The organism is bacterium (assembly GCA_019695335.1).
Taxonomy (GTDB): domain Bacteria; phylum CLD3; class CLD3; order SB21; family SB21; genus JABWBZ01.
This window is the reverse complement of the sequence record JAIBAF010000035.1, coordinates 1-16,266: the sequence shown is the minus strand read 5'-3', so window position 1 is coordinate 16,266 and position 16,266 is coordinate 1. Positions and strand designations below refer to the sequence as shown.

The 16,266-nt window shown below is 41.4% G+C and carries 10 protein-coding genes; 1 reads left to right on the top strand and 9 read right to left on the bottom strand.

What is annotated here, in order from left to right:
- Window positions 1–197: 197 nt before the first annotated feature.
- The gene (locus K1X84_10205) at window positions 198–5,174 is read left to right on the top strand and encodes a S8 family serine peptidase (GenBank protein MBX7152002.1); all 4,977 of its coding nucleotides are present in this window, start codon (window positions 198–200) and stop codon (window positions 5,172–5,174) included.
- A 37-nt stretch (window positions 5,175–5,211) separates the two neighbouring features.
- Here the strand turns inward: K1X84_10205 and K1X84_10200 are convergent, their stop codons facing one another.
- The 9 genes from K1X84_10200 to K1X84_10160 all read right to left on the bottom strand — a co-directional run.
- Window positions 5,212–5,664, bottom strand: a complete 453-nt coding sequence (locus K1X84_10200; protein MBX7152001.1) for a DMT family transporter — start codon at window positions 5,662–5,664, stop codon at window positions 5,212–5,214.
- A 20-nt stretch (window positions 5,665–5,684) separates the two neighbouring features.
- Entirely contained in the window at window positions 5,685–5,990 is a 306-nt protein-coding gene (locus K1X84_10195; protein ID MBX7152000.1) for a DUF962 domain-containing protein, read from the bottom strand.
- Window positions 5,991–5,998: 8 nt separating this feature from the next.
- A complete protein-coding gene (locus K1X84_10190; protein MBX7151999.1) occupies window positions 5,999–6,709 on the bottom strand; it encodes a DNA alkylation repair protein in 711 nt (236 codons plus the stop codon).
- Between the two features lie 78 nt (window positions 6,710–6,787).
- On the bottom strand, window positions 6,788–7,180 hold the full coding sequence (locus K1X84_10185; GenBank protein ID MBX7151998.1) for a hypothetical protein: 393 nt from the start codon (window positions 7,178–7,180) through the stop codon (window positions 6,788–6,790).
- Window positions 7,181–7,420: 240 nt separating this feature from the next.
- Complete coding sequence (locus K1X84_10180; protein ID MBX7151997.1) at window positions 7,421–8,131, bottom strand: hypothetical protein; 711 nt, start codon at window positions 8,129–8,131, stop codon at window positions 7,421–7,423.
- An 8-nt stretch (window positions 8,132–8,139) separates the two neighbouring features.
- On the bottom strand, window positions 8,140–9,906 hold the full coding sequence (locus K1X84_10175) for an amidohydrolase family protein (protein MBX7151996.1): 1,767 nt from the start codon (window positions 9,904–9,906) through the stop codon (window positions 8,140–8,142).
- Between the two features lie 104 nt (window positions 9,907–10,010).
- The gene (locus K1X84_10170; GenBank protein ID MBX7151995.1) at window positions 10,011–11,576 is read right to left on the bottom strand and encodes an ABC transporter substrate-binding protein; all 1,566 of its coding nucleotides are present in this window, start codon (window positions 11,574–11,576) and stop codon (window positions 10,011–10,013) included.
- Between the two features lie 174 nt (window positions 11,577–11,750).
- Window positions 11,751–15,389 carry a T9SS type A sorting domain-containing protein gene (locus K1X84_10165; protein ID MBX7151994.1) on the bottom strand — a complete coding sequence of 1,213 codons (3,639 nt, stop codon included), beginning with the start codon at window positions 15,387–15,389 and terminating at the stop codon, window positions 11,751–11,753.
- Window positions 15,390–15,416: 27 nt separating this feature from the next.
- Window positions 15,417–16,266: hypothetical protein (locus K1X84_10160; GenBank protein MBX7151993.1), on the bottom strand; the 850-nt coding region annotated here is incomplete at its 5' end.

Sequence of the window (16,266 nt, the reverse complement as noted above, 5' to 3'; positions counted from 1 at the left end):
TTATTTTTTTTGAGAAGCAGTGCAAAGTACGATGACACAATTTAAACGGCAAGCAGATTTTGAAGCTATACCTGTCATATCGAACAGTATATTAAAGAAAATAATCAAAATCTACCCCCTTGGACTGTTGACACATAGAACTTTTTTGTATAAGGTTATTATAATCTGCTGACTACATAAAAAGGAGCTTTGTGTTCATGAAGAATTACGCGTTACGAAATTGTTTTTTATTTCTTTTACTCACCTTGCCCTTCCTTCAGGATCTATATGCACAGGAAAAAACCGGCAGAAATCTTGAGGCAATCCTTTACAATTTAATACAAACAAAAGACAATCATGATCGAACTGTTCAGGGAGCCTACACAAAAGAAGGCATTAAAAAACATCCTTCTATTGATGAAATCATGGAAGTCATTATAGAATTTAAAGAAGAGCCCTTGATCGTTCAGCAATTTAAAACAACGACGCGACTATCGAGGTTGTTTTTCAGTAATCGTCACCGTCAATTTGTCGATGACGTCACGCGAATACAAAATCAACTTCAACAGCACAATAAAAAATTATTAAAAACTGTTCAGACCGTCAGAACGCGCCGGATGTTTGAAAAAACATTTTTTGGCGTGAGCATGGATGCGCCTCTTTCGGTGATTCAGCAGGTGAGTCGCTTGCCGTATGTCAAAAAAATTCATTTTATAAAAAAAGTTGAAGCCGTATTGGAACAAAGCGTATCCTTGATCAAGGCCGATTCTGTCTGGTATCAATACGGTTCACAAGGTGAAGGCGTTATTGTTGGAATTATTGATACCGGTATTGATTACATGCATCCCGATTTAGGCGCCGGCATAGGGCCAACGTTCAAAGTTATCGGTGGCTATGATTTTGTCAATAATGATAATAACCCGATGGACGACAATCGGCACGGAACCCATGTTGCCGGCATCGTCGCGGCCAATGGCGTTTTAAAAGGTGTCGCTCCCAAAGCAAAATTAATGGCCTACAAAGTTCTGAACGCCGGCGGAAACGGTTCCGAGGATGATATTATAGCGGCTATTGAACGCACAGTCGATCCCAATGATGATGGCGACTTCTCCGATCACCTGGATGTTGTCAATATGAGTTTAGGCGGTTCGGGAGGACCTGATGATGCTATGAGTACTGCCGTCGATAACGCCGTCAATGCCGGCGTGATTTTCTGCATCGCAGCCGGAAATTCATATAATTATCGTACGATTGGGAGCCCAGGCACCGCACGCGAAGCGATTACTGTCGGTGCAACGGATAAATCCGACGACATTGCCTCGTTCTCATCAAAAGGACCCAATGAAGATATTGCTTCAATCAAACCGGAAATCGTTGCTCCAGGCGCAGCGATCAATTCAACTGTTTTATCAGGACAATATCAATCTTTAAACGGTACGTCGATGGCCACGCCTCACATTGCTGGTGTATGCGCATTGTTGAAAGTCTTACACCCCACGTGGACGCCGCGCCAAATGAAATCAGCATTGATGACTACGGCATTGGATATCGGCAAAGATGTGATGGCTCAGGGCGCCGGACGCGTTCAACCATTAAAAGCAGTAGAGACCGATGTTTTCGCCGAACCGGCTCACTTGAGTTTCGGTCGCGATCCAAATGACAATCTCTGGACAGTCAGCGATACCATACTTATCCGCAATTCTTCCGGATCGAGCCAAACCTTTAATGCAACATTCAGCGGCGTTCAAACCGGCATCCAGTTAACAGCTACGCCAGCAGGATTCACTTTAAATGCGGGCGAAACGCGGGAAATCATTGTAAGCCTGCAAGTTAATAACATGATTTTGCCCTACCCAACCAATGCTTCTTCCTGTTATGAGGGAAAAATGATCGTAGCCAGTTCATCAGACACACTCAAGCTACCGTGGGCATTTTTTAAATCAACCGTTGCAACATTAGTCTTCGACGAATTTTCATGGGATTTTGCATTAACCAACCAAAATGATTTTGTGACATGGTATGAAGCAAATGATGTAAAGCAGTGGGAAGAATATGAGATTGACGTTGAACCTGGGAACTATGATCTAGTCGCCTCATTCATATTTCAAAGAGGAATCATCATTAAAGAAAATGTATCGGTTTCGCCTGGCGCTGTCATTCATGTTTCAAAAAACGACTTGACCAATACCATCCAAGTCAATGGCGTTAATGAGAATGGCTCTGCGATGGATACTCCGATATTGGATTATATCATTACCTTTCCTGAAAATTCTATTCTCACCAATTGGGTTGTCGAAGCTCAAAACAATCCAAGTTCCATCACACAATTTTCCGATCGGATCAAAGTCACACCCACAGTCTTGGATGGAGATGCAAATACAAATGTATTTCGTTTAATTCATTTTCCAACCATTAGCAACGGATTAACTTCTAATATTACTGTCAGTAATTTATCTTCCGATTTGTTCACTAATTATTTATCCAACATCAATTTTTCTTATTCGAATACCGACCTTACGGTATTTAGCCCGTTCGCATTAGCAGCCCGTCGGGATGACAGTAATCATTACTATGCCTGGCTTTTTTTTGGAGGATGGGAGTATGATGCAACCAAGACAGTGAAATTGGTTTCCTCCAAATATGCTCCTAAATATCAATGGGGAAACCGAGCTTATACGTTGAATCAGGATAATACCGTTATCTACAACACATCTGATTGGGAAAGCCGCAATGATACTTTGACAACTTTAGATGATGTTACAGCGCCCAATGCGATGTATTATCCGGCCGGTGATACAATTCAACCTGGCAAAAATCCAACGTACATTTGGACGGTTCCTCACAATGGTGACCCCGGTAGTCCAAACTCATACGGAAATAACACCTATATGTCATTTTACACATACGGCGGCATTGACGAATACAAACATTATGAGCAAATAAAATCTCAATTCACTATTTATGATTCATCGGGAGCTTACTTAGCCCAAAACGTAGAGGGCAGTAATATCGCTATGAATCTTGCTCTTGATCGATATACAGTAGAATTCAAAGATACGCTTTTCACAGAAAAAAATATTGCAGGTCGCGCCAAACTAAAACATGAATTCGATTTAAGGCTTTACGACGCCGATCCTCCCCAACTTACTTCCATGCGATTGTACAAAGATGATTATCACGTCCATATGCAAAAACCGGTTAAAGGGGAACCGCTACGGTTAAAATTTTCACTCGCTGATCATTTGATCAAAGAACACACCTACTATCGCGTCGACACAACAACTGTTGAATTCCTTACCCGATACTATGGAAGCCAAGCTTGGCAATCGTTGCCACTAAAAGCGCTTTTTGAAGATACTTACTATGGAATGCATTACGAAGCCGATTTCACTTCATTAAATAATCAAGACTCCGTTGGATTCGATGTCATGATTCGTGCGAAGGATGTGAGTGGCAACTCCATTGAATATTCGTTATCACCTGCTTTCTCTGTCGGCTCATATATTCGGCCACGCAATGAGCCCCTCCAACCTACTACAGTGGGCGTTTGGGCCGATACTATCACTACCTGGCATGATGCCGATATAATATTGCCGATTCGAGCGCGCAATTTTGAGGATATCATTTCAGCCCAATTTACATTGGACTGGAATCCTGCCATAGTTTCATTTGATGGAATTGAACAGTCCGGATTGGATGGAATGGACTCATCCTCATTTGGATTTACAAATACTGAGTCAGGTCAGTTGGCTTTTGCATGGCTGAGCCCGGACCTCTTACCGCGCAGTTTGACAGACGATGCAATAATATTTAACGTCAAATTTCATGTGATCGGAACAACTAATCAATCGACTGATGTTCGCATTATTCAAAATCCAACGGCTATAGAATTCATCGATCATAACTTAAACGAATTGGCTTATGCTGTACAATTCGGTTACATCAATCTTGTCGAATATCAGCCAGTTACATTGAGTGGATTGATACGAAACGGATCGGGAACTCCCCTTCCCAACGCCATGGTTACTATTGCAAGTAACGGTATCGTCAGTAACGATATGAGTAATCAAGCAGGTCAATATCTGGCCAATGCACATTCTTATGGAAACTATCAAATTTTTGTCAACCGATATGGCGAATCCAATATCCGTAAAGGCTTGACGACGTTGGATGTTCTTTTGATGCGGCGGCATGTTCTTGGTATCAAACTATTGGAATCACCGTACCGGATAATCGCCGCCGATATTAATCAGTCTGGACAAATCTCTAATCTTGACGTGACACTACTTCGTTCGATGATCTTGGGTGACATTAATACTTATCCGTCCGGGAACGCTTGGACATTTATCCCATCGAATTTTGTTTTTGATGATCTAACCCAGCCTTTCTCTTACGACACTCTTTTGACAATCAATAATCCGAGTAATAGGAATGATCTGAATTTTACTGCAATTAAATTCGGCGATATCAACGAATCGTGGAAACCCGATACAGCACTGACGAAAGAAAACAAAGTTCTCACGTCGGATTTGCACTTTGAAATCCGCCCTTCTATCCAAGGACAAGACAGATCGATTGAATATGCCATTTGCACAAAAAACTTCAATAACATTGCAGCCTATCAATTTACATTCCAGTACGATCCAGCCGAATTAAGTTTCTCAGCCTCTTATGACAGAATTGGAAATTACATCGGAATGAGTCTTGTCAGTGAAGGTAAAATCAACATTGGTTGGGATGATCCGACGGCGAGCGGAACGACTTTACCCGTTGGCGACACACTTTTGGTCTTGAAATTCACAACACAGCAAAATTTACCGGTAGTTTCGATTAATTCATCAGCACTACCCGCCGTAGCGTATAATGGTGATTTACAGGAATTATCGATTCTAGGTACGATGGTTCAGCCGTTACCACAAGCTTATGCTTTAGGCCAAAACTACCCCAATCCTTTTAATCCGAACACAACAATTAAATATGAAGTGTCAGTCAAATCGAAAATTACTTTGAAAATTTTCAACATTATGGGACAAGAGGTTAAAACGTTGGCTAGCGGCGTCAAAGAAATCGGCCGTTATGATGCCGTATGGGATGGCAGGAATTCAAAAGGATTACAAGTTGCGAGCGGCATTTATATCTACCGTTTGAGTACACCGGAAGGATCCTTCTCGAAGAAAATGATATTTTTGAAATAATGTATGAAAAAGGCCGGATTTAGAATTCGGCCTTTTTTTATTTGCCAGGCTTGTGTGACAATTGTAAAATAACAATTCCGGCTATGATGGCGATCAACCCTGTCGCTGTTTTCCAATCCATCGGTTGATTACCTCGAATTAATCCCATTACCGTTCCTGCAAGAGGCGAAACTGAAAAAGCGATAGCTAATGTAACGCCTAAATTTTCCGACACCGAAAGCGATTTATAAAAACTCCACATCCCAAGGCTACCCGCGACTATACCACCGCCGATAATAATCATAATCCAAGCGGAAATGTCCGAAGGATTTTGAATCATTTTCCACGCCGGAATGGACAGCAATCCAAGCACCACAAGCGCCACAGCCGTTCGCAGCGTAATTCCTGCAATGGGTGGGATTCCCATTGCTCGTAATCCGGCTTTTTCGAAATACCCGCCAACACCCCACGCCAATCCCGCGATCATAGCAAACACAATGTAATCCCGCATAAAAACTCCTGCTTTGATGTCTAAAATTTTACTTTGCCTGTCCATATGTCTTTGTACATGACAAAATCGCCGGCCAGACTGTAGAAAGGATATTTGAAAGTTGCCGGACGATTTTTCTCAAAGAAAAAATGTCCAGCCCATGCGAATCCATAACCGAAAATCGGCATCAGCCATAGCAGAATCCACTGATGCGTGATGATAACATAAACCAGCGTCAGTAATACCAATGTGGTCCCAAAAAAATGGAACTTCCTGCAGGTAGAATTGGAATGCTCGGAAAGATAATACGGATAAAAATCATGAAACGAAGCGAAAGTTGTTTCCATAAAGGCTCCTAAATTTTTCCTTGCAGATACTGTTTGCGTCTAACTTCGGGAAACTTTTCGATCGCGTATCGCAACATAGTCCGCGGCATTGTCTTGTAATGGCGCTTCAAAAATTTTTCCTCCACTGTCCTGTCACGCTTACCGATTTCACGCAACATCCAACCAACCGCCTTGTGAATCAAGTCTTCTTCGTCCAAAAGCAACTCCTCGGCAATGTCCATTGTCGGTTGAAACACGCCCTTACGAACAAAATATAATGTAGATAGAATTGCAATCCGCCTTTCCCATAACAGTTTTGATTTCGCCAGTCGCAGCAAAATTTTCTTATCGCGATCCAATAAATATGCACCGATAATTAATGGCGCTGAAAGATCAACCAAATCCCAATTATTGACATAACGAGTATATTTCAAATAAGCTGTATAAATTTTTTTCTGTTGTACAGAATCGGCTTTAGAAAACTGCAATGTCCAAATTAATAACGCCAGCATTCGTTCCTCATGAATCGGCGAACCCAACAATATCACGATATCCGAAAAATTTGTTTCACGGTATTTCTTTGCTAATGCACGCATCTGAGGCGCCGAAAGCCCGATAAATATGTCCGATTCACCGTATTCGCCCGGACCGGTTTTGAAATACCATTTTGAAATCGCGGCCCTTTTCGGATCGGCCAGCACACGCATTTCTTTTTTTATTTTCGGTAGCAGCGAGGTCATAGCAGAATTATTTTAAAAAAAGAGCGAAGTAGTCTGGTCACTGCTTCGCTCTATAAGAAGATCATTACAAATTATAAACTATTCTTTAATGACCAATCCGACAATGGCGCCGGCAACAGCCATCTCCACGAGGGTACCCAAAAACCATGTTAACGCCATCGTATAAGGAATGGGTTGTACGGAATAAGTACCGTATCCCATCGACAAACCGGCTGCCAAGCCGTACATAATCGAGAACGACAATGCATTGGCCAAGGTTTTTTGAGTAATAAATTTTGAATAAATCATGGTAAAAATAACGGCATTCAAAAATGTTACGAAATACATCAATCCCATTTTCATTTCTTCCATCGGGCGCCAAAGTTGGGGCATGCTGGCATATGCACTTTGCAAAATGACGCCATGGATGACAAAATCCAGTGCCGACCATGCAATAAACACAGCCACTACGGCAATAATCATTTTTACCATATCACTCCTCCTATGTTAAGCACGCCGGGATTGGCATGCAGATGGGCTTTACAGAAAGACACAAATCAGGAAAGAAAGGATGGAATCTCAGGAAGAATATACAATGCGGAAATGATTTTGGAAAGAAATTAATTGGACTGAAAAGCTTTAGAAAGTGTGTTTTATCAATTTGAAATTGCTCCGAAGCTGCTGCATCAGTTGATTCAAATTGAAGATTCTAACTTCATAATTCCTCAAGGATTAATTTAAATAAAAAATAAGGCCGTATGTCACATATCCCATTTGTTGATTGAAATCAGGATTGGTCATGTTATAACTTTTACCAAGCTGAAGTTGAAATTTAACGCGTTCATAACCTGCTCGAATCATAATGGCGGGATCAACGATGAATTGATTAGACCGATCACGTAAGTATTGAATTTGATTTTGATCTTCAAAAATCAAATTACCATTAATATCATAATAATGTAAAAGGCTCAACCGAATCGCAACTGCCATATCAAAAAATTTAGTCCGCACTCCTGTCGATGGCTGAACACTGTATCGAATTAATCTGGCCTTGATCTTACCTGTTGTATAGGGATAGTCTTGAAGAGTGGATGGAAAATGATTTTCTAACTGACCATAACCGGTGAGTCCATATATCTCAAACACCAAAGGTTGTGCTTGTCTAAAATAACCTATCCCGGCTTCAATAAAGCTGCCTTTCCCGCCATCACCATCTTTATCCTCGGAAGGTTTTATAAAAAAACCATTGACCATTAAACCAAAATTATTGTGCATAGCGTATGCGCCCTGTAATTCCGCCCGATGATCGCCGATTTGAAACGATACATTTCCATCATTTTTCTTTTGCAGTAAAGGTACATTGAGTGTACTAGGCACATAATAAACCGGACTGCATCCGATTATAAAAATAAAATTTAGTAAAATTATTGGTCGAAGTTTCATCGAAATCGTTATTTCTTATTTTGGTTTTCGTTTACAATCTTCCTTGCATATTCGGCGTTCGGATATGAGGGATCGATCATTAAAGCTTTTTGATAACTTTTAGCCGCCATGTCTATTTTCCCTTGATGATAATAGGCTTCTCCCAAACTATCGTATGCATTGGAAGATTGTGGATAAATAGAAACATTCAATTCAAAAACTTTGACCGCTAAATCCATCAACCCCTTAGTAACAAGTGAATATCCGAAATTATTCAATGTTTCTTCACCAACAATAATTGCATCAGGCTGTGTCTGTCGCACCCTTTTTAAAATTAATCCTAACGAATCAAAATCAACGGTTGAAGCCATCTTATCGAGCACATCGGCTGAAAGAATACCATTGGGATCGTTTTGATCAAGGTAGGTTACTGCTTGTTGTTCATTGATTCCCATATTTTTAGCAATATGTTCAATTTCTTTCTCATACTTTGCAGGCAGGGATTCAAGCATTGAAGAAAGCGCATCTTTGTCGAGCCAAGCGCCGTGCGCCATGACGCCTTGAATATGGTCCAGAGCCGAGATGTCGGCCAGCGGATTTCCATCGATCAAAACGAAATCGGCCTTCTTTCCTTTTGCCAGCACGCCAAAATCATCGGATTTAAGAAAAGAGGCCGCATCAATAGTAGCTGTCCGTAAAGCTTCATAAGGCGTAAAGCCGATCGAAACAAAATTTTTTAATTCTTTAATGAGTGCAAAACCCGGAACAGGCCCTACGGAAACAGCATCGGTTCCGGCTAGAACTTGAACACCTGCCTCATGAAGCCGTTTAATCAGTTTTTTTTGAAAGTCTAAGTTTTTCATTAAGCCCGGCACATCCGAACTCCCAAAACTTTTTAAATACCTGTTATTTTCAGGAGAACGCAACTTTACCCAAAATGGAACTAAATACTTATAGTCCTCTCTTTGCAAATACCGATTAATATCGGATACTTGTTCTACAATCTCATTGTACGTCACGAGTGTTGCTATCACATAACATTTATTTCTGAGAGTTAATTCGACGGCAGAGTCCAGTTTGCTCTCATCAAAACGTTCAATGTTCTTCCCCGGGTTATCAACATCACCGTATAGCGTATACATGTACTCTTCGGCATGTGCTATGGATTGACCGCTTTCCAGTGTTTCTTCAAGTCCTACTTTTCTGGCTACGTGTCCAACTATGATCATTCCGTGATTTTTAGCTGCCTGAATAATGCCGGGATATTCTTCTTTTGAAATATAATTATAGATTTTAACTCCATCATAACCGGCTTGAAACTGGCGTTCAACTTCTTTAATAGCATCCTCAGCTGAACGCGGAGAATAGAACATAGGGCCACAAGTAAAAATCGAAGGACCTAACATTTTTTTCTTATTGATTTGATCACGCCAAAAAAGATGTTGAGGCCTTCCGTCCAAATTAAAAATAGTTGTTACGCCTTGAGACAGATGGACAGCCATTTCCGTTGTATTCGTAAGATGCACATGCAGATCAACCAGCCCAGGAATAAGATACTTTTGTTTGCAATCAATTGTTCGAGCATCTTTTGGTATTTTAACTTTCGCAGAAGAACCGATTTCTATAATTCGGTCCGATTCAACCACAATTGTTTGATCTTTCAGAATCTCTTCCTTATCCATGGGAATAATATTAACATGAGTAAGAGCGATTGTTGTTTTAGTCTGTTGAGCTGACATGTTTTGAAAAAGGCCAACCAACATGATTGACATAAAAATTTTGTTGATATTTCTCATGATTCTTCCTCTCACAATCCATGTCGTTTTATTGACATGTAATTGAAAATCAATTTATGATTCTTCTATTGAACATAGTAATAATTTTTTCATGGTTCTCAAAATTATATATTTAACCATAATTTATCGAATCGCCGGATCGATGTTGAATGAACATGAAAATCCATAACTTTTTCTTTCATCACCACGATTGTAAATGTATGTGCCATTGTAAACCAAGGAAGATCACGATTAAAAATTTTGCACGCTTTTTTATACACATCGCTCCGAATAAGTGGATCCGTTGTAGTTCTTCCCTTTTCAATCAACTGATGCATCTCTTTGCTTGAATAATAGGCCATGTTTTCTGAAGGCTGCGTTCCGGTATAATCCAACAGAGGTGTAAAGAAATTATCCGGATCAGGAATATCCGCAATCCAGGCGCCGAACGCTATGGTATGCTTTCCACTATACGTTTGATTCAAGTAGTCTTCCCATCCCGGATTGATAATGTCTATTTCTATGCCAACGTTTCTTAAATCATTTTGAAGTAATATACTCGCTTTTTGCATTATCGAATTTGGCATTGTCCATAATTGCGTTTTGAAACCGTTAGGAAATCCTGCAGATGCCAATAATTCTTTCGATTTAGCAGGATCAAAAGGTGTTAGACGAATATTATCATTATAACCGATGAGCATCGGTGGAATCGGGTTTTTTGCAAGTCGTCCGAAATTTCCAAAGATTTTATTGGCAAATTTCTCCCGATCAATAGCATATATTATCGCTTCGCGCACCCGTTGATCTGTAAAAGGTTTCTTCTCGCAATTAAATGCCATATACATCACGTTGACGCCAAGTTGTTTTAAATGTTTCATGCCCGGAGTTTTTACACTCTCTTCAAGATCGTCTTCCGTAGGCGATTCCATCATATCAACTTGTCCGGCTTTCAATGCTTCCCAACTTTTTTTTGAGTCTAAAATCGATTGTACGACCAATGTATCGATATAGGGTCGCCCATTCCAATAACGATCGAATGACGTCATAATTGATATTCCGTTCACTGAATCCCAGCTAACAAATTGGAAAGGTCCACTCCCTACGGGATGTTTGTAAAATTCATTTCCATATTGAGTTATTGCCTTAGGACTTGCTATGAAACACATTGTATGCGATAAAAGGCTTAGAAAAGTTGCATCGGGTTTGTTTAACTTAAATTCAACTGTTGAGTCATTGATAGCACGAATATCGGAAATAATCTTGTCCATCTTTAGAGATTTCCATGATATATTATTCGGATTGTAATTGGGGTGTCGCTTATTCCGCTGGCGTTCGAAATTGAATACGACGGCTGCGGCATTACATTGAGTGCCATCATGGAACTGTACATTAGTTCTTAAGTGAAAGGTGTAGAGGAGACCATCTTTTGAAATTTGCCATGAACGGGCAATACCAGGATCGATCCCGGTTTTACCGGCGCTTTGGTTGACCAATCCATCATAAATATTGGATACGACCGGTATAGATCCTGTTTCCTTTATTAGGATTGGATCTAATCCAACAACAAATCCACTTTCTGCATATATAAACTTCCCGCCGTATTTTGGCGCTATATTATCCTGCGTTTTAATTTTGTCATTTATTCCGCATGCGTTAAGCAAAAGTGCCATGAAAATCAGTATTTTTTTCATACCAGCCTGCGATAAGTTGTTGAATCGTTCAGTTTAAAATTTATTCACATTACACTGCACAAAAAAATACCTGCGATGACCCTATATCGCAGGTATTGTTGTTGCTGATAGAGAGAATATTAATAAGGAGTCATATTCATGTCTTTGATTAAATTTTAGCGATTCATGTTCAACTTATTTCACAAAAAGCATCTTACGGGTGGCCGTAAATTCTTTGGTTTGAATTTTGTAGAAGTAAATACCCGAACTCACAGATTGACCGGCATCGTTCTTACCATCCCATAACACACTCTTTACACCACTTTCCTGAACTTCATTGACCAATGTCTTCACTTTTTGTCCTAATACGTTGTACACCGTTACTATTGCTCTCGTTTCCTTCGGTAACGCATATCGAATTGTTGTCGTTGGATTGAAGGGATTTGGATAATTCTGGAACAATGCAAACTCCTTCGGTAACGCTCCTTCGATTTCTGACGCAACATTCGCGTTATAGAATAGCTGGTATTTGCCCATCTTCATCGTCGTCGTGGAAGCGGTTTTGGTGGTTTTGTTCACCGTCGTCTTCATCATTTCAAGACCATCTTTCGTACGACGATAAATCGTCAAATGATTTTCATCCACTCCATCCAGTTTACTATAATCAAACGTGATAGCAACTGATTCATTTAAATCCATTCCGAACGGCCCGAACGAATATGCTTCTGTTAAGGAATAAACCCCTTCTGAAGAGTAGGTTTCAATACCTTCGGCGGTAACGGTCAGATAAGCATCCGATTTCATCGTATTGTCGGCAATCTTCATCATCGTGACACCATCCACACTGTTGAGAGTTATATTGTCGCCAGGTTTCGCCAGCGCGGCTGCCAAAGTACGAACACTGTCTTTTAAATTACTGGCCGTATCTTTCGACGTCACGGTAAAGGAATAATTGCCGGACGCATCCAATTTAAAGTGACCGTAATACACCTGTTTGGCTGCATCGACCGTAATCGTCGTCAGTGTCTCCTGGGAAGCGTTAGGCTTCGTAACTTTAATAAGCGGTTGACCGCTCAATGGTTCATCAGCCGTCGCGATCACATCGATGTATTGCGAAAGATATTTGTCTTGGAAAAAACTGATGCCGGTCACCGGACCGGTGCCATCGGCAATAACCTGCATAGTTACCGGAACGGCGAATAACGGATTCCCGTTGTCGTTACTGGATAAATAAAGGTTAGCTGTATAGTCTCCCAAAGCTAACGTATCGGGCATAAAATTCAGCATTACATTAGCCGAACTGTTGCCATTGATAGTTCCCGAATATGCATTCGCGCTAAGCCAGTCTATGCCCGACGCCGTATTATAACGTACGAAACCTGCACCATTTTCACCCTCGATAAGGTATAGTCCGCGATACTCTCCGTTTGATACGTACGCCATACCCATGTCACTGACGAATGAAAATGGCATGCCGCTGACGACGCCCCATTGCTCGGTAAGGAAATTGAACGCAAAGAGACTGGAATCGCCGTCATCACCGTAGTTTCCGGCCGCATACAGCATATGATTACCCGGGTCGACGGCTGTGCCAAGCACCACACCGCGCGGCGGAGCTGGCAACATCGTCCATTCTTCCGTCATGAGATTAAATTTTGCAAATGTCGTGTCACCATCACCGGCAAGGTCATACATGTAACCGTTGTAATAGCGTAACCCACCCCAATTATTTTCGTAATAAAAATTTAAATTAATTTCTCCCGGGTGAGGCAATGTATCCCACAGTGTAGTAACCGGATCATAATTCACAAAGAGGTATTGATCGGCTTGATAAATTTTTCCACCGAAGGCTTCAAGTAAACCCGATGAAACCGGAGAGTCCATATACGTCCAAGTATTTGAAGCGATGTCATATATACCTATAACATTTTGCCACACATAACTTGTATAAACTTTGCCATTAAGTACAACCGCACTGCCATTCTCACCGCTAAAAATTGGAGCGTTGGCTAATGCTATCCAGCTATTGGTCGTAGGATCGTATTGATAGAATCTATATCCATGATCTTCTTGTGTATAAATTAATCCGGTCTGAGGGTCGGCTGTAAAACATGTCAAAATATCTTCAGCGGATGCCAGTTCATCGAATGAGCCCGGTATCAAATCATACGTTTGAGTCGAAAACGTTTGAGACGATGGCAATAATTTATCAAACGACCCTTTCTGTGTTTGACGGTTACTATTAAAACCTTTATGCACGTTACGATGAATCTGAATTGTTTGCTGATGTGGAACATTATTTTGTAATGAAAGATTCCAAAATAATTTGCCCGATCCGTTATTATTGATCGACAGAGTAGCGCTGGCATTTCCGTTTTTTTCTACTCTTTTAACAATCGCTTCGGTGCTGACATTGATTTCAGGCGGCAATACCGTAGCGTGAATTGAAACCAAATCAGTCGGATTGGCAGGATCATTACTTACGATTTTAACTTTGACATCGTAGGAGCCTGGGATGTAAGCCGGCAGTAACTTAATCAAAAATTCACCCATTCCATTCTGAGCTATATTTCCTGATGATGGAAGCAATTGAACCGGAAGACCTGAGGATTCCATAATCGATCCGTACCAGAATAACCTTCCTTGCCCTCCTATATTATTAATTGAAAGAGCCAAATCAGTTGTATCACCCAACGCACACTCAATATCAAAAGACGTATCAGGAGTAACAGACATCTGTGGTGGAAGCACCGTCACTTTAACCGGCAAGGTAATTATTGTATCAGCAGGATTCATGTCGTTGCTGTAAATTTTAATGGAAGCCTCATAATCCCCGGGATATAGAAACGATCCGTCAATCGTTACGCCCACCTGCACGCTTGAATTGGCAGCCACACTACCTTCGTGAGGATTAACCGTTAGCCAAAACGGTTGTAACGAGTTCCTAATTATTATTTTTAAAACGTCAAAATCATTTGAAGAGCCCCAATAGTAATTGTCACCGGGACTTAAAAAATATATCAACCTGCCACTGCCAATGCGTTTCTCGACTAATGCCGGATAACCATCACCGTTTACCGCAACCGTTGATGCCAGTGGGTCAGTAATTCGTAATGAGTAAAAAGCTGTTTGAGGATTTTCAAAGTTATATGTGCCCGGAAGATTGTACGCAAGGCGATTGGAAGGATCGGCAATACTGAAGTGCGGCGTATTTGAAATGTTCCATCCGTGTATATTATTATGAGACAATAAAAAGTTGTTAACTCCGTCATAATAACGGGAGTAGTCGGTGCCTCCCATTATAAACAGTGTTTTTCCTGATAAGGCAGCATTGGCAAGTGCTTCTATACTTCTTTCATCCACGTAAGCCCCGTTCAAAGAGACAAAAATGGTATGATAATTCGAATAATCAATCCCTGTGATGAGATTTCTTGCGTCAATCGAATCCAGTGGAATATTTATTGAATCAAACGGAACCTGTAATTCATTTAATGCTCGATTTACTGAGCCACCTGTCGAACTCGATATTAGAACCAGAACTTTGGATGACGTGACGCTGAAGTTTGATGTGAAAAAAGAAAAACCGGCCCTCGGCGAAATGGCACTCTCTCGATAAGCCGAAAAACTAGGCGACGATTCCGAATTCGTGACTATTCTCCAGTTTAATACATTACTTAAATCGACGTTTTGAATAGTAATTGTTCTTTTCACGGAATCCCCAGCACCGACGACAATCCATAAGCTGTCCGGTGCGACGGCAATTTGCTGAGCGAAGCCCTGAACACCCGTCATGAGCAACGCCAGCAACCACATATATGCATAAAACTTTTTCATGATATTTTTCCTTTGTAGTTGTTTGTGTTACACAGTACCGCGAAGGCTTTCAATCAGCGCAGCCAAGTCCTGCTGGTATGTCGGGCTGCCCGGATTCAGCGTATTCGACGGAGCGAGTACATTGACCACCGTCTGGGCCTGAGCATACTGTCCCAGTAAGAAATGAGCCCGTGCTTTCACCCATAATAAGTCAGTCTGTGTAATGGTATTGTCGTGACTAAACGTATAGCTACTGGCCGTAGTGCCTGTAATGGTAACCACCGCATCCACATCCGTAACGGCATTGGCATGATTTTGTGAATTGAGTTCTGCAAAAGCTTTACCGGCATGCGCATCGTTGCCGCCGCCATGAGCCAATGCATTCGTAAATGAGGTAATCGCCGGAGCCAATTGATCCTGTTTCAGCCTGGTCCAGCCCTGGCCGGTATAGGCTTCACCGTAGTTCGCATCCAATCCGACCGCGTCATTGAAATCGGTGATCGCACCTGCAAAATCAGCGGCCGAGAATTTCGTCCATCCGGATTGAACTTTTTCGTAAGATAATGTGGTGATCACAACCGGAACTTCAACCGTCGGGTTGGCATCGTCATTTGTATTGATTGTAACGGTATCAGTGAAACGTCCGCTGTTATTGGCACGGATACGGATGCTCACGGCCAAGCTGTCGCCTGCTTCGATGCTTTTGGGCGTCTCAAGATTAATCTGTATCAATTCGGCATCGTTGACAGAAAAGCTCTGGATGGTCAGGCGATCTTCACCCAGATTCCGAACCATCAAAGTCGTATCATAATTGGTCTGAATCAGCAGGGAACCGATGGTAATCGTCCCGCCAATTCCTATCTGAGGCGGACCCAATATTTCATCCTCTCCACAACCA